11 protein-coding genes are annotated in these 21,217 nt (G+C 36.2%); all 11 read right to left on the reverse strand.

From position 1 onward, the window contains the following. Window positions 1–25: 25 nt before the first annotated feature. A complete protein-coding gene (locus E0W73_RS08150; protein ID WP_135221591.1) occupies window positions 26–478 on the reverse strand; it encodes a hypothetical protein in 453 nt (150 codons plus the stop codon). A gap of 397 nt (window positions 479–875) precedes the next feature. Then, window positions 876–2,810 (reverse strand): family 43 glycosylhydrolase, encoded by a 1,935-nt coding sequence (locus E0W73_RS08155; RefSeq protein ID WP_135221592.1) that lies wholly within the window; start codon window positions 2,808–2,810, stop codon window positions 876–878. 48 nt (window positions 2,811–2,858) lie between these two features. After that, the gene (locus E0W73_RS08160) at window positions 2,859–5,417 is read right to left on the reverse strand and encodes an alpha-L-arabinofuranosidase C-terminal domain-containing protein (protein ID WP_135221593.1); all 2,559 of its coding nucleotides are present in this window, start codon (window positions 5,415–5,417) and stop codon (window positions 2,859–2,861) included. Then, complete coding sequence (locus tag E0W73_RS08165; protein ID WP_135221594.1) at window positions 5,417–6,787, reverse strand: glycoside hydrolase family 27 protein; 1,371 nt, start codon at window positions 6,785–6,787, stop codon at window positions 5,417–5,419. Before E0W73_RS08165 ends, E0W73_RS08160 begins: the two co-directional genes overlap by 1 nt. 127 nt (window positions 6,788–6,914) lie before the next feature. Then, window positions 6,915–8,831: a glycoside hydrolase family 97 protein gene (locus E0W73_RS08170; protein ID WP_135221595.1), complete on the reverse strand. Its 1,917-nt coding sequence runs from the start codon at window positions 8,829–8,831 to the stop codon at window positions 6,915–6,917. A gap of 107 nt (window positions 8,832–8,938) precedes the next feature. Beyond that, entirely contained in the window at window positions 8,939–11,362 is a 2,424-nt protein-coding gene (locus E0W73_RS08175; protein ID WP_135221596.1) for a sugar-binding domain-containing protein, read from the reverse strand. Between the two features lie 149 nt (window positions 11,363–11,511). After that, window positions 11,512–13,095: a glycoside hydrolase gene (locus tag E0W73_RS08180; protein WP_135221597.1), complete on the reverse strand. Its 1,584-nt coding sequence runs from the start codon at window positions 13,093–13,095 to the stop codon at window positions 11,512–11,514. A gap of 174 nt (window positions 13,096–13,269) precedes the next feature. Then, a complete protein-coding gene (locus tag E0W73_RS08185) occupies window positions 13,270–14,907 on the reverse strand; it encodes a glycoside hydrolase (protein ID WP_135221598.1) in 1,638 nt (545 codons plus the stop codon). Between the two features lies 1 nt (window position 14,908). Then, window positions 14,909–16,510 (reverse strand): RagB/SusD family nutrient uptake outer membrane protein, encoded by a 1,602-nt coding sequence (locus E0W73_RS08190; protein ID WP_135221599.1) that lies wholly within the window; start codon window positions 16,508–16,510, stop codon window positions 14,909–14,911. Between the two features lie 11 nt (window positions 16,511–16,521). Further along, complete coding sequence (locus E0W73_RS08195; RefSeq protein ID WP_135221600.1) at window positions 16,522–19,554, reverse strand: SusC/RagA family TonB-linked outer membrane protein; 3,033 nt, start codon at window positions 19,552–19,554, stop codon at window positions 16,522–16,524. Between the two features lie 35 nt (window positions 19,555–19,589). After that, window positions 19,590–20,987: a hypothetical protein gene (locus tag E0W73_RS08200; RefSeq protein WP_135221601.1), complete on the reverse strand. Its 1,398-nt coding sequence runs from the start codon at window positions 20,985–20,987 to the stop codon at window positions 19,590–19,592. Window positions 20,988–21,217: the final 230 nt, after the last annotated feature.

The raw sequence follows: 21,217 nt of genomic DNA on the forward strand, positions 1-21,217 counted from the left end.
GAAATACCAGCTTCATTTGTATAAGTTATAACTCCCGTTCCTGTATTCTGAATCTGACTCGTAACAGTTTCATTAGCTTCACAATAGAGCTAAAATCGATTACCTGAGAATTTCCCGAATTGTCAATATAAGAAAATGTTTGTGTAACCGAATTGTAAAGAACTGTTCCAGCTGTGGAAGCCGTTTCCCCTGAAACTAAAATGCGATTCCACTTGCTATCAAACCAATAGTAATATCCTGGCTTTATATCAGAAATTGTCGCTGTATTGAATACCAATAAGCTATTGACATTTCCGCCTGAAATAGTTAATGTATCTGTCGAACTGGTCAAATTTATTCGAGGAATCAACACCCCACGATTGGTTGCCGTAACTTCCAACTGTGAAGAAATACTGGGCGTTGGTGTTCCTATTCCGACTTGAGAATAGGTAATAAAACTTCCAAAAAATATAAATATGCAAAGTATTTTATTCTTCATAAGATTGAATTATTAGCATTAACAATTTTAAATTACAACAGAGATAAAAAACAAAAAAGCAAATCTGACTCTTTGGGTTAGATACTGCAAAGTGATTACCAATCCTAAACCTAAATTGTCAGTGTAATAATAAATAAGGAACCAATCTGGTAAAGTGCAAATTATATTCCTTATACTTGAAGTTTAAAATGGCAGATAGAAAGGAAATACGTGCTTATAAAAATTCGATTATTAATAATCGTTATCAATAGCATAAGTAAATTTAAGAAAAATAAAGTACTAATAATCAAATATTTAAAAATTTATTATTACTAAAAAACTTATACTTAAATATTTAAACAAAAAAAGCCAATTCCTCGTATGAGAAATTGGCTTTAAATTCTAAATTACTAAAAGCTTATTTTATACTTTCTATTCCTTTGTGAGTTGGAACAACCTGTTTAATAGTTCCGTCTGCGTTGAATTCTAATTTATCTATACAGACTTCACGATGAAAACCTCCTGCTCTTCCCATTTTTATTCCGGTTGGATACGAGAATCTGTGATACACAATATACCATTCGTCTTTGTTTGGAATTTGCAATACCGAATTATGACCAGTCGCATAAATTCCTTGCTCTGGAATTCCCTGAATTACAATATTATTTTCTGGAATTTCGATTGGACCCAGAGGCGATTTTGACATTCCGTAACGTACTTTATAATTAGGGCTTCTGGTATCGTCTTCACTCCACATAAAATAATAAGTTCCTTTTCTGTAAATGACATACGTCCCTTCGCGAAAAGTTTTATCTACTTTTATTACTGTTTCAGTTCCTTTTTTCGCAGAAATCATGTCTTCATTAAGTTCAAAAGCTCCCATATAACCGTTGCCCCAATAAAAATAACTTTTACCCGTTTTAGGATCTGTAAAAACATCCGGATCAATTTCCTGTCCTCCCGTTATTCCTTCTGGTTTTACTGCTACAAGAGCTTTACCGCTGTCTATAAACGGGCCTGTAGGATTATCTGAAGCCGCTACTCCTATTTTTTGAGCTGCTGTAAAGTAATAGAAATACTTATATTTTCCTTTTATCTTTTTCTCCACAATACATGGTGCCCAAGCATTTCTATTTCCCCAAGGCACATCTTTTTTAAGATTCAGAATTACGCCTTCATCCTTCCAATCCACTAAATTATCAGAAGAGAATGTTTTAAAATAATATCCTGACCAGCTGTCAAAACCGTCGCTTGTTGGATAGATGTAATATTTCTTTGTTTTGTTTGAATACAAAATTTCAGGATCGGCATAATAACCTTCTAGAACTGGGTTGTGATTTACTTTTGGAAATTTTTCAGGCGTTCCCCATTTGTCTGTAATTCTTTTTAATTCAGAACGTGTGATGGGAAGAATAGTTCCGTGACGCGGTTTAAAGTCCATTGAAATCTCATTATCGATTACTTTAAAATTCTCTAAATCGGTGCTTTTGGTGAACTGATATTGGCCTTTTTTATAGACATCATACATCAGAATATATTCGTCAGAATGGTTAATCTTAAAAATACTAGAACCTTCTACAGATTCTTTTGTCTGTTGCAGATAATTGTCGTTTTCTGTCCATTTTCCAGATGTTAAATCTGTCGTTGTCGCTACTTTTATACCTGGATTTTCTGTTTCGGTTTTATAAAAAAGATGATAAATACCGTCTTTTTCGATAATATCGCCGTCAATACAAGCTCTTCCAGATTTTGGCACAAACAATAATTTCGGCTCGCCTTCTAAACCCGTAAAATCTTTATTTGCGTAAGCGTAGTAAATTTTATCTGGCTCATTTCCGTGCTGCATGCTGAAATAAATCATATACTTTCCGGCTTTCGCATCATAAATGGTCTGCGGTGCCCAAACTCTTTTTAGTTTTTCGTTTCCTGGAAATGTGGTTTGTATATTCACAATACTGCTTTTCCAGTTAACTAAGTCGCTACTTTTTAGTAGAACCATCGCTCTATTGCTGTCCCAGCCTTTTGAAGAAGTCATGTCGGTCAAAACCATATAAAATGTTTTGCCGTCTTCGCCGCGTAAGATATGCGGGTCACGCACTCCGCCTGTTGAACTGATTGCTTTGCTATCAATTACTGGTTTGTTCCCGTTAATACTGTAATAGTGATAACCATCCTGACTTACAGCATAATTAACTGCCTCTTCTTCGACTTTGTTTCCAATAAAATACACAAATAAATAGGCAGTTAAATCTTTCTCTGCAACTACTGGTGGTACTCCTTGTGCTTTATCTTGCGCTTGTAAAAAAGTTGAAATCAATAACAAGAATACAATGCTGATTTTAAATTTTTTCATTTTGTAATAAGTTTAATGCTGTTCTATTTTCGAAACTAATACAACAGTTTATTTTTTGGTTTTAATACGGATAACAGTAAAAGAATAGGGCGGTAATTCTTTCGAAAATGCATCTTTAACTGTGATATATTGAGTTACTGGTCTGGCATCTGTTTTTTCTGGATTTCCAGCTAATACTGTATAACTTGCGTTTTCATTTATGTTCAAATTCGCTATCTCTATTGATGGCAGAACCGCAACGGGAAGTACGTTAACTAATTTGACAATCAAATCTCCTGAAGTGCTTTCTTTTACAACAGATACTCCAATTCGTTTATTAACCTCAGCATTATCGGAAGCTTTAATGCTTCTCTCGATATAAATATCCCCAGGATTCTGACCGTATAGTTTTTGAACAAAATAATTTACCGTCGGTTTTACTGCATTTCCATTAAAATAAATCAAATCAGGATTCCATTGTGTATGTTTTTCTCTTGCCAATAAAGGAGCATATGAAGCCATTGAAACCACATCTCCGTTTCGTTCAACTCCGGTAAGATACAATGCCTCAGCTAGAGCATTATAAAACTTATTGCCCCACGATGCATATTCTCCAAGATAGACTTTAGATTTCGAGCGGTCATAGCTATCATAAAAATCTTGATTATTAATAAACCAGCCCGGCGATTGATAATAATGTTCATCTACAAGAGGCAGTTTTAAATCATCAGCAATTTTCCAGCCTTCTCTGTAATCTGTTCCTTCAAAAAATGGCCCGACTGTACCGATAATCATAATCTCTGGATATTTTTGCTGTACGGCTTTTACAATCATTCGATAACGTTCTTCAAAAACATCGCTTATTAAATCTTCATTTCCTATGCCGACATATTTTAAATTGAAAGGTTTTGGATGACCGGCTTCGGCACGTTTTTTACCCCATTTTGTGTTGACACTTCCGTTAGCATATTCAATCAAATCCAACACATCCTGAACATATTCGTCCATGTCTTCTATCGGAATTCCGAATTGCTGTCCCGAACCTCCATCAGATGAATTTTGACACGGAACTCCTGCCGCTAAAACCGGAACTGGCTCGGCTCCTAAATCTTCACAAAACTGAAAATACTCAAAATATCCTAATCCCATTGATTGATGGTAATTCCATATATTGCGCATCCCAATTCGGCTTTCTAGAGGTCCAATGGTATTTTTCCATTTGTAAATGTTATGCAATCCGTCTCCGTGTGCTACACAGCCGCCCGGAAAACGAACAAATTTTGGGTGCATGGCTGCAATCGTTTCTGCTAAATCCGCACGAAGTCCATTTTTGCGATTTTTGAAGGTTTTCTGTGGAAAAAGCGAAACCATATCCACAGCCGTTTCTCCGTTGGTACTGATTTCTAAATGAGCATCATTAACCGTTTTTGTCGGTTTTAAAACTAGATTAAATTTCTTCCATGAATTTGACGGTGTAAATGCCGCTTCCGCTAAAGTTTCTCCGCTTGCCGTTTTCAGACGAACAACTGCTTTTGTCCCTTTAGCAAAAACACTAAAATCATATTTTTCATTCGCTTTAAGCGCAATTCCGTCAAAGCCAGAATTACTTATACTTCCTTTTGAAATTATGGCATAATTGGGATTATTGGCATGAATTGGGTTCTCTTTTTCAATTTTAAAATCACCGCTCCAAGCCATTGAAGCATTCCATTTTTCGTCTCTTCCTTTTTTATCATGAAGCGAATATTCGAAATCTCGATTCTGAATCAGTTCTCCGTATAAACCACCATCTGCTGCATAATTGATGTCTTCAAAGAAAACACCTGTCAGCATATTGCTGATTTTTTTAGATTCCTGACCGTTTATTTTGATTTCGGCTTTTACTGGTTTCAAACCTGCAAACAATAAACTATCACTTTTAGGAGAAGTATTATTCTGTTTATCTCTAAACTTAACCGATTCCATGTTTTTAATCATGTTGTCAACCAAACTCCAATTAACCTGATGTATTGTTCCTAGTAAAACTTCGCCTTGAATTTTGACTTCACTTCTCAATTTTAGTGCAGCATCATTAGCATCAATTACAGTTGCCGTATAATTTTGAAAGTCTTTTGTAGTGGTATAATAATTTTTGCCGCTTTCGCTGAAGTGAACTACATATTGTCCTTCTTTCTGACTAACCTGAACATTTAGGATAACCGATTTATCTTGGCTTTTTCCAACAAAATTTTTCATTCCCTGAATATAATTTTGTCTTCCCCAATTGACTAAATCTTTACTTTCTGAATGTGCAAAAACATTATCTCTTACACTCCAGAAACAGTGAAAAATTCCAGCATTATCACGAATCACGAAAGCTTGTGACATGCTTTTTCCCGTTGGCCCCCAACTTCCAAAATCTGATTTTAGAAAACTGAATTCCGGACCAATTGCAAACCAGTTTTTCTGATCTGTACTCCATGCAAAATGAAGTCCGTTCTTTCCATTATTTTTTAAAGTAGAATACGCAAACAAATACACTTTGTCTGGATTTTCATCTTTTGTTTTGATTGTAAATCCAGACATCCCAAAAATAATGACAAAAAGCAAAAGCAGCTTAATAGTGCTTTTAAGCAAAAAACTTTTCATTAGTTTTTGCTTTTTAATTGATACAGAACTGAACTATGCGGTTTTAAATCGGCTCCAATTTCTTTTGAAGCTATTTTAGATTTTTTGCCTGTCCACATATTTAAAACTTCCGCAGCACCAGAAATTCCAAGCTCTGAAAGATTTACAGATACTTTTTGTGACTCTTTATCTGAAATATTGAATAGTGCCAAATAAACACTTCCGTCTTTCGCATTTTTTGAAGTCACTGCAATTTTTCCGTCTTTTTGGAAAAGCTGTTTTACTGCTGTGCTTTCGTTATGCATTTTCACTACCTCTTTATTCGTTAGTAAGGATAAAGTAAAGGCATCGTTACTTGGTAGATCTCCGCCAAAAAACAAAGGCGATTTGAAGATGTTGAAAAATGTAATTAAAGTATATTGTTCGTCTTTTGTTAAACGAGTCATTCTATCGTTGCCGCGTTCGCCTCTAATCGAAATACGTCCTAACGGAATCATATCGCAATCTGGCCATGTTCCCGGTGAGATGTACGGATACCATTTTTGTGCTACATCCATTAAATGTGTGATGTGCGGCCAAGTATCCCAAACATCATCTACCATACGCCACATATTAGCGTGTGTTGTTACGTGTTGTGCAGCAGAAATTGGTGTTTCTCCAGGTGAAGTACTTAATACAATCTTGCGTCCGCAATGGTCAATCGCATTTCGAATTAAATTGATTTCGCCTTCGTGATACGGTCTGGATAAATCATCAATTTTAATAAAATCTACTCCCCATTGTGCGTACAGTTCGAAAATAGAATTATAATATTCCTGTGCTCCCGGTTTGTCTGCTACAACTGTATAATTGTCTCTCAACCATTCGCACTGCAATGCTGTGGAATAAACTTGATCTGCTGTAATTCCGTTTGCACCTTTAATGGGCATTTTCTCTTCAACCGCTTTTTTTGGAATACCACGCATGATGTGAATTCCGAATTTCAATCCTTTTCTATGAATATAATCGGCTAAAGGCTTAAAACCTTGTCCGTCTTTTGCAGAAGGAAATCGGTTTACAGCAGGAAGATATCTTCCGTATTGATCGATTACATAACGTGGATCGGTTTGATTGTAGCCACCTGCTTTGTCATTTTCGACAAACCAGCGAATATCGACTACGACATATTCCCAGCCAAATTTCTTCAGCTCTTTTGCCATATAATCGGCATTGGCTTTTACTTCATGTTCTTCAACGGTCGGCCCGTAACAATCCCAGCTGTTCCAGCCCATTGGCGGCGTTTGAGCCCATTGTTTAAATTCTTCTTTTTGAAATGGTTTGGTTTGTGCGGTAGATACAACTGACAGGAAAAATGTTCCTATCAACATGGCTAGTAAGTTAGTTTTTTTCATTGTTTGTGGTTTTATGTGTAAGTTTTACACTTTAAAAGTAATGAACTTTTTCTAATAACGATTATAGTTTTCTGTCAATTAGCGATTTACTTGTGAAATTCTTCCAATTTGATTTTTTATTACAAGTTTACTTTGCCAATTTAATCACACCAGCAAATCCTCCTCTAGGCAGGCAATCAACAGTGATTTTATGGTCTTTTTTGATTTCAAGAGTTTTGACCGCAAAAGATTTATCGTCTTTTCCATCCGTAATTAATTCCAAAGTATAAATTCCATTATCCAAAAAATTAAAATCGACGGTCAAAGTCTGAGCAATATCTTTTCCGTTTAACCCAGCAATGTACCAAACATCCTTTTTCTTTCTCGCCATAACTACTTTTTCTCCTGGATAGCCATCAATCAATTTGGTATCATCCCAAGCGGTTGGGAAATTTTTCAGAAATTCTTTTGGTTGTTTTGTTAAATTATAATAAGCCGAAGGGCGGTCTGCAAAATGCTGTAAGCCCGATTCAAAAACTACTGATAAAGCCAATTCATGTCCATAAGTAGTAATATGAGGATGCTGACTATCCGAAAATGTAACAGGCGTGTAATCCATTGAACCTACTACGTTACGTGTAAACGGAAGCGTGGTATTATGAACTGCCGCTTTATCTGTTAAAATTGGTTTGTTATTATACCATTCAGCGCCATAAACAGCTTCTGTGGTCATTAGATTTGGATACGTTCTTGCCCAGCCACGTGGAATTGTAGCGCCATGAAAGTTAACTATTAGATGATATTTTGCTGCGTCTTTTAAAATATCAATATAATATTGCATCATATCCTGTTGGTCTCCGGCAAAAAAATCAACTTTTATTCCGTGAATTCCAATTTTGTTCAGCCATGTAAATTCTTCCTTTCTTTTTTCTTCTGTTAGTAATCTATCAACTGGTGTCGGTTCCAACCAGCTCGTTCCTGAATTGTACCAAATAAGCGGTTTGATTCCTTTGCTCTTAGCATATTTAGCCGCATCTTCTAAATTTCCTCCATTCGCCATAACATCCCATTCCCAATCAATCAATACGTAAGGCCAGTTCATTTCTACAGCTAAATCAATATATTCCACCACTTTTTGATAATCTTTTGAACCATGATTATAAGCCCAATAAATCCATGAAACAGCTCCTGGTTTTATCCAATTCGTGTCTTTTAATTGATTTGCCTGACTAACATCTGTAGTTAAATTTGATTCTGTTATATCAGATAAACTTCCAATCGCAATTGTATGCCAAGGAGAACTCCAAGGCGCTTTGGCAACAACTCCTATCTGCTGAAAATTATCTCTTACTGCGGGATAAGTTACTTTATATTCCGATTGTTTTGCACTGTTACTCAGCATTGAAGCGCAGTGGTTTTCTGTAATTCCAGCTTCGGATATAAGCACCCAAATTGGAGCTTCGTTTACCTTGTAAAGAGCAGGAAAACCCCAATTATTATTTTTATCCTCATTTACTCCTGTTTGACTTTGAGGATAAAATTTTTCGTAAGAAACTTCAAAAGGCTGTATCCATCTAGAGGTACCATCTGGTATTACGTACGTCGTAATTTCTTGAGTAATATTAATATTCTTTTCTGATGAATTAGGAAATACATATTGAAAAGCCACTCCGTTATTATAAGCCCGAAAGACTATTTCAAGCTTTTGATTATTTTTATTCTTAAAACTAAATTTCTTTTCATTTCCGAAATTCTCACAATGTTTACGTTTTCCACAAATCATTTGATAATCGTCGTGAATCTCGACAATTTTGGATTCCCCTACGAATGCAAGATCATCAAAACGTTCTTTTTTCTGTACAATACCTAGTCGGGATTGTGGCAAAACTTCGTGATAGGTTTCTTTGTTTTTATAGAATACCTTAAAATAAACCTTATCCGCTCTGTCTTTGGCAGTTATTAATTCTATTTTAATTTTCTCATTTGGAGACACTAGATCTTGCGCTTTTAGAAGAAAAAAATTTAATATAAAACTACAAATCAGGATATTTCTTGTTGCTTTCATTATAAACGTTTTTTTAGACAAAATGTCCCAATTGGGACATTTATCTATTATAAATGATATATTCCAATGGGACATTTTATACCGATGAGATGTTCCGATGGAACATTTTATTTTACATTAATCGTAACCTCAACTGGTTTTAGCCATTGGCTTGTAAATTTAACCTTGATAGGTTCAGTAGAATCTCCTTTTGATTGAATATAAGCCGCAATATGACCGTGAAATACTCGCTGTACATTATCTGTATAATCGGTCATATCGCTGTTGTTTCCTGCTTCTAGACCTAATAATGTCCCTGGTCCTGTAATCGTACAAGTAACTTCATTATCAGAAAGCATTACTGGAAGTCCGTTTTGGTCTTTCACCTGAACCATGATTTTGGCTACACCTTTGTCTTTGCTGATTGTGATGTTTTTCTCTGCAATCGTTAATTCAACTGGCTGTTGCGTGGAATTGATTGCATAACGGCTCACTTCTTTATCGTTTTTGTCTAAACCAACTGCTTCTAATTTTCCTGAAGCAAATGGAATATCCCAATAAATGATTCCAGTTTTTTCGTCGTATAATTTGGTTTCGCCAACTACTTTTCCGTTCAATTCCAAACGTGCTTTTGTAGCATTGGTATAACAAACCACACGGATTTTTTGTCCGTTTTCGTAATTCCAGATTGCCCATGCATCTTTAGAAACATCTTTTTCATTTACTAAAGGATAAGTTCCTAAATAAGCCATTGGCTTACCTGACCATAAAGACTGACGGAAATAACCTCTTGGTTTGATAACTCCAGCAAAATCAACCAATCCAGAATAAAATCCTCTTGAAGGCCACCTTCCTGATTCTCCTAGATAGTCGATACCAGTCCAAAGGAATTGCCCGAAAATATGCTTGTTGTTTTTTACCGCTAACCAAGGTTCCATATCATGAACATTTTCACTTCCGTAGATTACTCTTTTAGGATATTTGGCATGGTCTGACTGATATTTACTTTCGGTGTAATTATAACCTGTAATATCTAAAGCCCCTGGATATTCTGTTTCATTAGACATTGCGACACCTGCTAAACCTGCCGTTGTTGGACGTGATTTATCATATTTTTTTACTGCTGCGACCAAACGTTTTGCGATTGCTCCAAGTCTCATAGCATCTGGCGCATCTTTTTTATAACCGCCGTAAGCCGCTTGTCCGAAGCCGTTTTTTCCTTGGTCTAAAACCGGGTGAGAATAAGGGTCATTTGGATAATCTACTTCGTTACCAATACTCCATGCAAATACAGAAAGATGGTTTCTATCACGACGTACAAAATCTTCAAGGTCTTTTTCGGCATACTCTGCAAAAATATCAAACGAACCTTCAAATCCCGGAGTTCCGTAATTCCAGCCTTCCAGCCATTTACGTTTTGGGAATTCCCATTCGTCATAAGCTTCGTTTAAAACTAATAATCCTAATTCGTCGCAAAGCTCATAAAAATCTGGTGCCTGCGGATTATGACTTGTTCTGATGGCATTTACACCAATTTCCTTCAAGGTTTGCAATCTTGTTTTCCAAACTTCTCTTGGAACCGCTGATCCTAAAACTCCGGCATCGTGATGTAAACAAACTCCTTTCATTTTCATCCATTTTCCGTTAAGGGCAAAACCATTGTTCGGGTCGAATGTAAAGTTTCTAAAACCAGTTTTTGTTATCGTTTTATCGATTTCTTTTCCGTCTTGTAAAACCGTTGTTTTCAGTTCGTATAAATTTGGATTGTCTAAATCCCATAATTGTGGATTCTTAATGTTGATTTTAGCTAAAACCTTTCCGTTTTGATTTGATGCAACTTCAACTTTAGAAGTTGTTTTCCCAACTGATTTTCCATCTTTTGAAAACAATTCGTTTATAACAGTTAAAGCTGATTTAGAAGAAGAACCATTTTCTACATCGACCTCAACATTTAAAGTTCCTCCTCCTTTTTTAACTTCTGGATACGCATAAACGCCCCATTGTGCAATATGGACCGGATTAGCATAAACCAACCATACATTTCTGTAAATTCCGGAACCGGTATACCATCGTGAATCGGCACTCTGGCTGTGGTCAACGCGAACTGAAATCGTATTTTCTCCACCAAATTTCACAAAAGGAGTTGCATCATAAGCAAAAGAAATATAACCGTTTGGACGTTTCCCTAATGATTTTCCATTGATAAAGACTTCGCTTCTATTGTAAACGCCTTCAAAGTACAAGTACACTTTTTCGCCCGATTTGCTCTGCGGAATATTGATTGATTTTCTATACCATGCAATTCCTCCCGGTAAATATCCCTGACAACTTGCCAAGGTTGGACTCAATTGTCCTTTTACACTCCAGTCGTGCGGTACATTTACATTCTGCCATTTAGTATCATCAAAAGCAGCATTTTTAGCATCGGAAACATCATGAAGATCAAATTTCCAATTGTCATTTATTTTCTTCGAATCTCCAAACGAAATCTGACTGCTTGCAGACAGACATGAAAAGAGTAAAACAGGGATTAAGGTTTTCTTGCTTAACACTATATTTTTATTTTTTAGTTAATTTTTGGTTTCAAAATTTAGATTAGTATTCAGTGTTCAGATTTTTAGTGTTCAGTCCTTGGCTTAGTTTTTAGTCTTTACAAATCCTCAACTTAAAACTGAACACTAAAAACCTGCTCACTGCTCACTTACTCAAATTCTCCTACAAATGTCACTACAGATTTTGCAGGAATTTCTAAATTATTAATTTTCTGTGAATTGGTCCTTTTTAAATTTGAAGTATCAGAAGTTACATAAGGAGTTAACTCGTTATTTTTCAGAGTTCCTTTTGATAAATCGAATTTATATTTCTGAGCTTCTTTTCCACAGTTTACGGCTACTACAATCAGCTTTTTATTTTGAATGTCTTTATAAGCGGTCAGCATTACATCATTTGCTGCGTCTAATTCTTTTTGGTTTGGAATATCAATTCTCTGCATTCCCGGACGAACAAAAAGCGAATAATTTCCTAATGCCCAAAGTAATTTTGAATCGTGAAAATCTCCATCATTTTTTACATAATTTGACTCAGTTCCACCATTGCTTTTTCCGTCATCCAGATAAATTAATCCGTCTTTGTAATCTACTCTTGTGATAGATGTCCACCACTGCCATGAAGCGGCATTGGCCACTGCAATATCATTATGAATTAATCTTGCTACGAATAAAGCGGTCTGCATTCCTAAATCTCTTCCTCCGCCAGCACCACCCGGAATTTCTGCTTCTCCCGGATTTTCTAATATACAGTATTCCGACTGCCAGTATTTTAATCCCGGTTTTTGTTTTACTTCAGCGGCGATTAATTTACGGCTTAAAACTTGTCTTTCAATTGGCCAAGTTGTAAAATAACTATGCCCAAGTATTACATTTTTTACATTCGAGAATTTAGTCACATTGGTTTTCGTTTTTCCAAAGAAAAAATCAATCTGATTGTCGCGGTTTTCGGCATTTACATTTTCATATAAATAATCGATTTGCGCTGCTTCTGCAATCACAATCTCAGTGCTCATTTTTTTTGCTTTCAATTTTTCCGAAAGTGATTTGGTCAAATCATAAATTTCCTGATTCGTTGCCGGCGTTCCTTCCTGACTGTTGGTATCACCATGTTTCGGCATCCATTCCCACTGTGGCTCGTTTATCGGACTAACATAATCGAATTTGATTCCCTCTTTTTTCTCCAATCCCTGAATACTTTGAACTAAGAAATCGGCAAATTGTGGAATTGCACCATCTTTTAGATTCAGTTTATTCTTTTGAGAAGCAAAAGACAATCCGTTGTTTGTCATATGAACTGGCGGACTGTTCGTGAAAATAAGAAATTTTTCGACACCACGTTTCTTAGCGGCCTGCAAGAACCATCTTTGTCCTTCTTGTTTAGAAAAATCATACGTACCATCGGCATTTAGAAAACATTCGCTTCTTCTCCATTCGTCAGAAACTTTGCTGTTTTCTCCTTGTTCTGTGCTTCCGGCGCCCAGATTAAAGCGCCAGATCGAAAGTCCGATTCCTTTTGGATTTCCGTTTGCATCGATTTCTTTGCTGAACAATAAATCTGCTATAGCATTTTTTTTCTGTTCCGGCCAGTTTTTGCCCACAAACTGCGTTCTCCAGGCATCCGAACCTCCAAAACCGTCCATGATTTGCACTACATTATCTGTGCTGATGGTAACGGTTCGCTGTGCAAATGACAGCGAACTGATTACCAATAAAAGCGAGAGATATATTTTTCTCATTTATTTTTGTTTTTTTAACCGCAAGGAACGCTAGGTTTTTACGCAATGCTCGCAAAGTTGATTTTAAACTTTGCGAACTTTGCGGTTTGTCTTTGCGACTTTGCGGTTAATTTTTAATGTTATTTATGCTTTTCAAAAACCTTAGTACCTTAGTATGTCAGAACCTTAGCATCTTTATTTATAAGTACCCACATAAGTTACTACCGATCTGGCTGGAATTTCAAAACCGGAAACATCAACCGCTGTTCCTTTTTTCAAACTTAATGTTTCGGAGGTAATGTAAGGCGTTAATTTATTATCGGTTACTGTTCCTCCTGCAAGATTCAATTTATAGGCTTTCGCCGATTTACTGATGTTAACCGCAACCACAACTAGTTTTTTGTTTGCTGCATCTTTATAAGCGGTAACCATTACATTATTAAGTTCCATTGTATTATCAACACTTGGAATTTGAACTCTAACCATTCCTGGTTTTACAAAGAATGAAAAGTTTCCTAAAGCCCAAAGTGTTTTAGAATCTCTGATGTATCCATCATTTTTACAGTAATCTGCATTTCCCGCTCCGTTGCTTGCGCCATCGTCTACGTGAATTAATCCGTCTTTGTAATCACCACGGCTGATTGCTGTCCACCATTGCCAAGAAGTAACACCTCCAACCGCAATATCAGTACTGATAATACGAGCTGTCCAAAGTGCCAAAGACATTCCCAAATCTCTTCCTGCTCCTGCTCCACTTGGAAGTTCGGCAGTTCCTGGACTTTCTAAAACACAATATTCTGATGACCAAAGACTAATTCCACCAACTGACTGGATTCTTGATGCCGCTTCCTGTCTTGACGAAATAAGAGTGCTTAACGGCCAAGCCTGCCAATAACTGTGTCCAGAAATCGTCTTTTTTACATTACTCAAACCTCCAATATTTTTAGTCGAATTCGCAGCAAAGAAATAATCAATCTGGTTTGATCTGCTTTCTTTTCCTGAAACTGTTTTATATAAAGGCTCGTAAGCTCCTGCTTCACCTACCACAATTTTTGCTTCTAAATTTTTACCCTGCAATTTTGGAGATAAAATGTTTACAAAACTGTAAATATTAGTATTCGTTGCAGGAGAACCTTCCTGTCCTGAACCATCCCATTCGTATTGCGGTTCATTAAAAGGACTCACATAATCGATTGTTAAACCATGTTCTGTTTTTAATTTATCTAAAGACGTAACCCAAAAATCAGCTAAATCAGGCATTTTTCCATCTTTTAAATTGTAGAATTCTTTGATAGAAGCATGCGCTTTTCCGTTTTGTGTTAGATAAACCGGAGCACTGTTAGCGAATGCTAATAATTTATCTACACCACGTTCTCTTGCCGCTTTCATAAACCAAACCTGTCCGGCTTGTTTTGTCATATCATACGTAACTCCGTTAGTGGTAAAAGATTCTGTTCTTCTCCATTCATCTGTAATATCACTCGCCTCTCCTTGTTCTGCGCTTCCTGCTCCTAAGTTAAAACGCCATAACGATAATCCGATTCCTTTTGGATTTCCATCAGCATCTAAACCTTGGCTGAACAATAAATCGGCTATTTTATTTCTTTTATCTGTTGGCCAGTTTTTTCCAATAAAATTACACTGCCAAGCATCCGAAGCTCCAAAACTTTCCATCGTCTGAAGATTCATATCCAAACTAACTTTCAATTCTGTTACCGCATTTTCTGAGCCTGAATTTTCAGATTTCTCAGCATCACAGCTTAAAAAAAGAGAACTTGCGAAAAGTAAGCCTGCACATAGCAGACCTACTTTATTATGATTATTAAACTTCATCTTAGTATCCAGGGTTTTGTTTTATTACACCTCCGCTCAAATCGATTTCTAATTGTGGAATTGGCCACAATAAGTGTTTAGCAGGGTTAAAATTGATTCCTTTATCCTGAGGTTCTCTCAAGTTTGTGGTTTCGTATGGATCTGTAGAACTCAAGTTATATTTAACGAAAGTTCCGTTTGGTCCCATTAAAGATTCGATAACTGGTCTTCCTGTTGTTGGGTCTTTCTCACGACGAATATCAAATAATCGCAATCCTTCAAAAGCCAATTCTAAACGACGCTCTTTGTAGATTTGTCTTAAAAGTGTTGGGCCAGAAATTCCTGTTTTTGGATCTAGTTTTACACGTGCTCTGATAACATTAATATCTGCTAAAGCATCTCCGCCAGTATGATAATTAGCTTCTGCTCTTGTTAAATACATTTCAGCCAAACGAATCAACGGAATGTTTAACGGCAAGTGACCGTCTTTTTTATCTAATGAGCGACGTGTTGCAATTCGAATGTAATATTTACGGCAGATACGCCCTGATTTATTATCGTTTAAACTGAATTTATGCGTCGGATTTAAAACCTCATCTCCATAAGCTGCTTCACCCCATTTTGTAATCGTACTTCTACGACGGATTTCGTCATTTTCAGAAAGATAAGCATTTTCTAAGTCACTAGTTGGCATACACCATCCCCAGCCGTCCAAAACGTCTGCAGCATCATTACTTGGAAAATTCTTTTTGTCTTCTCCTCTGGCTCCTGATAAAGTTGGTAAAGCCGCTCCTAAATTTCTGTTTTGAACAGAAGAGGATTGTGCCTCTAAAATAGATTCTACTCCGTTATGATTATTCACATTCCAGATGTTTAAGAAATCAGCTTCTAACTGAAAAGGACCTTCTGTGATAACTTTATTAGAATAGGTTTTAGCTTCTGCCCATTTTTCCTGAAACAATGATACACGAGCTAATAAAGCGTAAGCAGCCCATTTGTTTATTCTACCATCTCTTGCAACCGGAGCACTTTCTAATTTTGCTGCTGCATCTTTAAGATCAGCTTCAATCTGGGCATAGACATCTGCTACAGAACTTCTTCCCAAAGTTAAATCTGATGTTCCTAATGATTTTGTATACAATGGAACTCCCCCAAAAAGATTTACTAATTCGTAGTAGCAATAAGCACGCACGAATAAGGATTCTCCCATATATTGGTTTTTCTGAGCCTCTGTAATGGGTGATAAAACCATTCTCTCTAAACCAATATTAGCGGATTGAATGGTGTAAAAATGAGCGGTATAAATACTGTTCATATCTCCCATATTATCAGGAGTAATTAAATATTGAGAACAAGGTCTATGTGCACCACTGTCTTGTCCTGTGTTTCCCATCCAGGCGTCATCAGTTGACATTTCGTTCGTTACTCTTGGTGCTGTTAAGGTCCACCAATCGTTAGGAAGCAATAACCTTTTTGTTAATTCGTTAGTATAATTTTCGCACTCTTGTGCTGTTTGAAAATAGTTCTCTAAAGTCTGTGTTCCTCTTTGTTCTTTTTCAATGAAATCACTGCAAGAAGCTGAAAACAAAGAGAAAGCTATGATTGATACTATAATTTTTTTCATGATCGTTTTGATTAAAATGCAACATTAAGTCCCATCAGGATAGTTGGCTGTACCGGATAGTTCCATCCTCCAAAACCTGATCCTTTTACTCTGTCTCCTTTATCAGGATCTCCTCCTGCTACTTCTGGATCAACTCCTGTGTACTTTGTCCATGTCCATAAGTTTTGTCCTGACAATGAAACTCTTAATTTATCCAATCCGAATTTGTTATTGAAAGTATATCCTAACTGTAAGTTTTTCATGCGGACAAAAGAACCATCCTCAACATACAGAGATGAGAATTTCGTAAAGTTTTCATTGTTGTCATCTTTAGACAAACGCGGAATGGAATTAGAAGTACCTTCGCCATGCCAAGCCATTTGCTCTAATCCGCTAACTTTGTTTGTTAAACTAGCTCCATTATATAAATCTGAAATATTCTGATTTACGATATCATTTCCGATACTTGAATAAAAATTCGCTATTAAATCAAAGTTTTTATAACCAAAGTTTAAATTCAAACCTACGTTGTAATCAGCCCATGGAGAACCAATTTTTGTTCTATCTTTTTCATCAATTTTTCCGTCGCCGTTTACATCTTTAAAGCGAACGTCTCCTACTTGTGCATACGGTTGTAATTTGGTTCCGTGTTCATCTGTATGTGAGTTTAATTCGGTTTGGTTTTGGAATAATCCATCTGCAACATATCCGTAGAAATAACCTGGTTCATCTCCTTTAACTGTCAATGTTCTGTTTCCAGATCCGTATAGTTTCTCACCATCAGCAGAAAGCGTCAGCATTTCAACATTCACGGTTGTAAAAGTCAAGTCTACACCATACGAGAAATCGCCTTTTTTGTCTTTATAAGAAAGCAACAAATCGATACCGCTTGACTGCATAGAACCAACATTTGTCCACATAGTTGAATAACCTGGGAATCCGCTGTAAGTTGGAAACTGTTTTAAGAACAACATATCGTGTGTTTGTTTTTTATAGTATTCTAATGATCCCGAAATTCTATTTTTGAGAAAACCAAAATCAAGTCCAAAACTCATATCTTCTACCGTTTCCCATTTAATATCTTTGTTTGCCATTGACGAAGGATAAGAAGTATCTACTACTTCACCACCAATTACATAATAATTTTGTCCGATATTAGATTGGTAAACCGCATCCGGAAGACCTTGATTACCTACTTTACCCCAACCTGCTCTTAATCTAAGATCGCTTACTACATCTTTAGCAGATTCCATAAAACCTTCGTTTAAAATTCTCCAGGAAACCGATGCCGAAGGGAAATTCGCCCATTTGTTATTGGTCATAAATTTTGAAGAACCATCACGTCTGAATGTTCCAGTGAAATAATATTTACCGTCGTAGTTATAAGAAAAACGAGAAATATAAGACATCAATGAACTCGACCAGCTATTTCCTTTACTGTCTTTGTTTTTAGTAGCAGCGTTTAATTCTCTCATCGAATCAGAATTGTTTGGCACTCCTTCTCCATACCCCCAAAGATTATTTCCATTGTATTCTTCCATCGTATTACCCACCATTAAAGAAGCATTATGTTTCTCAGCAAATGTTTTAGAGTAAGTAATGGTATTTTGCCAGGTCCAATCTACGTTTGTAGTATTCCATTTCTGAACATTATTAATTTCTTGTTTTTCGTGCGCTGCATCGATTACAAAATCAGGCGTAAATGAATTTCTAACTTCATCACCTACCTCAACAGATGCCTGTGTACGAATCACTAAGCCTTTAATTGGTTCGTATTGTAAATATCCATTGGTGTTTAAATTGTATTTATCGGTATAATCGTCATATCTCTTTACTGCTGCAACCGGATTCCATACATACGAAGGAGATCTGGCATAAATGCTATATTCGTTTTCTGTTCCATTCAATTGATCTGCAGGTTTATAAATTGGCGTAATCGGATCAATTTTATCAAAATCTGCCCAGTTACCTGGTGCTCCCCAAGTTTCATAACGTGGGTTTAAAGTAATTCCTGCTTTAAATTTATCTGAAAATTTAAAATCATTCGAAATCCTCATTGTTACTCTCTCCCATCCACCTATACCGTACATAGACTCAGAATTATAGTAATTTAGACTGATACCAAAAGTGTGTTTGTCAGAGCCTCCTGAGATTCCTAAAGATGCATTGGTAACAGGTGTTCCTGTTCTAATTCCAGCTTTCCACCAGTCTGTTGTTTTTCCTCTGTATTGAGAAGGATTTGGAAGATAATCTGAATAACCTGAATTGTTATATGCCTTATTCATAATAGTTGCGTAACCTTCGGCATCAGCCATATTGTAGGGATTATTCATAATCTGCATACCAGAACTCAAATCAAAAGTGAATCTGGTTTTACCTTCCTTGCCTTTTTTAGTGGTAATTAAGATAACTCCGTTTGAAGCACGTGAACCGTAAATCGCACTTGCAGAGGCGTCTTTTAAAACTTCCATAGATTCAATTTCATTATTACTTAAGAAATTGATGCTGGTTCCCATCGGGATTCCATCAACCACATAAAGCGGATCTGTATTTAAGTTTAAAGTCGAAATACCACGAATTAAAACTCTTGGCTGTGCACCCGGTCCACCTTGTCCCGTAACCTGAACTCCTGCTACTTTTCCCTGAAGCGATTCGCTTACGTTACCAACTGTCATAGTCTGTAATTCTTTTCCTTTTACAGAAGAAATAGAACTCGTTACATCACTTTTTTTAACTGCGGCATAACCTACTACGACTATCTCGTCTAATGCCTGACTTGATTCTTCCAGAATGACATTAATTTCTGTTCTGTCTCCAATCGTTTCTACTTTGGTTGTAAAACCAACAAAAGTGAATTCAATCTGTGCATTTTTATTTGGAACATTAAGAACATAATTTCCATCAAAATCTGTTGCTGCAGATGATGAAGTTCCTTTTACCATTACATTCACTCCTGGAATCGGCACATTGGCTTTATCCTTTACAGTACCTTTTATTTTTATTTGCCCAAAGGATACAGCAGTACACAAAAGGGCCATAAAAAAACCTATATATTTAAATTTCATATGAAGTTGTTTTATTAATTAAATGTTATAACCGATTATTTTTTGGTTATAAATACTCTTTCTAGTTCGGTATCTAAAACTACTTTGTAAACTCCTGGGGCCGCTGGGTATTTAGCGTTCCCATTTTCTCCCGGAGACATTGTTGCAATTCCGTTTTTAATCAATCTCCACGACGGATCCCACCATTGACCTGTGAAAGTAGCTTCCATAGTTCCGGTTAAAGTATATTCTCCAACCAATTGATATGGATTTGAAGCATTATTAGCTAAGTGTAAACCTTTTTGCATCCATGCATCCCAAGTATCCCAAGTGGCTCCTTGAATACCTCCACCGCAAACACTTACGAAAGGTTTTCTCTGTGCAGCATCATCATGCCATAAGCCGTTGGCTACATCTGCCCAAACTTTACTTGAAGGCGTGTATTTTTCTGCTGTGTATTTTAAAGTATTCGGATTCACTTTAATTTTATAGTATCCTTTTGTTGGTAAAATAATGGCTGTAGAAGCAACATCATCAACCAATTCGCCTGATGCATTTAAACCAAAACAATGTGGAGCAAAATCAGATTCCTGACCTAAGAAGTAAATTTCTTTATTGTCTTTGTCAGCGTAATATTTGAATTCGAAATCCTGACCCGTTTTCTCATGGAAATACATTGGAACACCAACTGCATCTGTTGTTAAATTAGTTCCTTTTGGCTGATCACATAAATAGATTGCTGGATACTCATTTGTAGCCACAATATTTATATTGATTGATCCTGTATTTGGAATCGTAAATTTATCTTTAGCCGTAATCGTTAAAACATAATTCGCAGCCGTGACAGGTAAAGTATAGGTTTTAGTAAAAGTATAAGATTGAGGAGCACCATCTAATTGTACGGTTTCATCAATACCCAATTCTTCGCATTTTATCTGAATATAATCAATTCCTGAATCGTCGTTTACAACAAAGTTTACGGGCATTTTATTGCTGGTTGACAATAAAATTACCGCTCCTTCTTTTGGCGTTATCATAGAAATGCTTGGCGCTGCAAATTCTCCGTCAAGTCGAAGGTTAATTTCTTCATTGACTACATTTCCCGAAACGTCTGTTACAATTAATTTTATTTTGAAGGCTTCTGATGTTCCTCTGTTTGCCGGAACTTCAAAAAAGTAACTCAAATCATAGGTTTCTAAAAGCGGATCTGTTTTAAAATCGATTACTTTATCCAATGATAATTCTGGAATTTGAATCTGTACGCTTTTTAATCCTAAATCATCGGCAAGAGTCGCTTTGATTTCAAATTTTCTACTTGGCGCTCCATAAATTTCTTTTGTAGAAACCACCACCGTAGGGTTATCAGAACTAGGAAATCCTGATTCATCATTTTGACATCCGGATATTAAAATGCCAAAAAGAGCAAGAAAAAATAAAAATACATTTTTTTTCATTTCTTTAAATTTAAGGTTTAGTTAGTAAGGTGTCTTTCGAAAGCGAAAGCTGTTTTGACTCGTAGGTTATTTGAGCTTTTGTTTTTCTTTCCTGAAAAAGGAAAAAGTTTAATGTATTATGTGGTTACTTTCATATTGAACTGAATTTGGTTAAGGGTTGTTATTTTTATATTTTTTTCGTCGACGATTTACCAGAATGTTATGAAATTAATCCGCAGCTTATTGTTAAG

It is taken from the genome of Flavobacterium foetidum, from assembly GCF_004634245.1.
Lineage (GTDB): Bacteria > Bacteroidota > Bacteroidia > Flavobacteriales > Flavobacteriaceae > Flavobacterium > Flavobacterium foetidum.

Coding starts and splice junctions, on each gene's coding strand:
- E0W73_RS08170 (WP_135221595.1), bottom strand. CDS start 8,831: ATGAAAGCAACAAGAAATATCCTGATTTGTAGTTTTATATTAAATTTT.
- E0W73_RS08150 (WP_135221591.1), bottom strand. CDS start 478: ATGAAGAATAAAATACTTTGCATATTTATATTTTTTGGAAGTTTTATT.
- E0W73_RS08200 (WP_135221601.1), bottom strand. CDS start 20,987: ATGAAAAAAAATGTATTTTTATTTTTTCTTGCTCTTTTTGGCATTTTA.
- E0W73_RS08160 (WP_135221593.1), bottom strand. CDS start 5,417: ATGAAAAGTTTTTTGCTTAAAAGCACTATTAAGCTGCTTTTGCTTTTT.
- E0W73_RS08155 (WP_135221592.1), bottom strand. CDS start 2,810: ATGAAAAAATTTAAAATCAGCATTGTATTCTTGTTATTGATTTCAACT.
- E0W73_RS08195 (WP_135221600.1), bottom strand. CDS start 19,554: ATGAAATTTAAATATATAGGTTTTTTTATGGCCCTTTTGTGTACTGCT.
- E0W73_RS08165 (WP_135221594.1), bottom strand. CDS start 6,787: ATGAAAAAAACTAACTTACTAGCCATGTTGATAGGAACATTTTTCCTG.
- E0W73_RS08185 (WP_135221598.1), bottom strand. CDS start 14,907: ATGAAGTTTAATAATCATAATAAAGTAGGTCTGCTATGTGCAGGCTTA.
- E0W73_RS08190 (WP_135221599.1), bottom strand. CDS start 16,510: ATGAAAAAAATTATAGTATCAATCATAGCTTTCTCTTTGTTTTCAGCT.
- E0W73_RS08180 (WP_135221597.1), bottom strand. CDS start 13,095: ATGAGAAAAATATATCTCTCGCTTTTATTGGTAATCAGTTCGCTGTCA.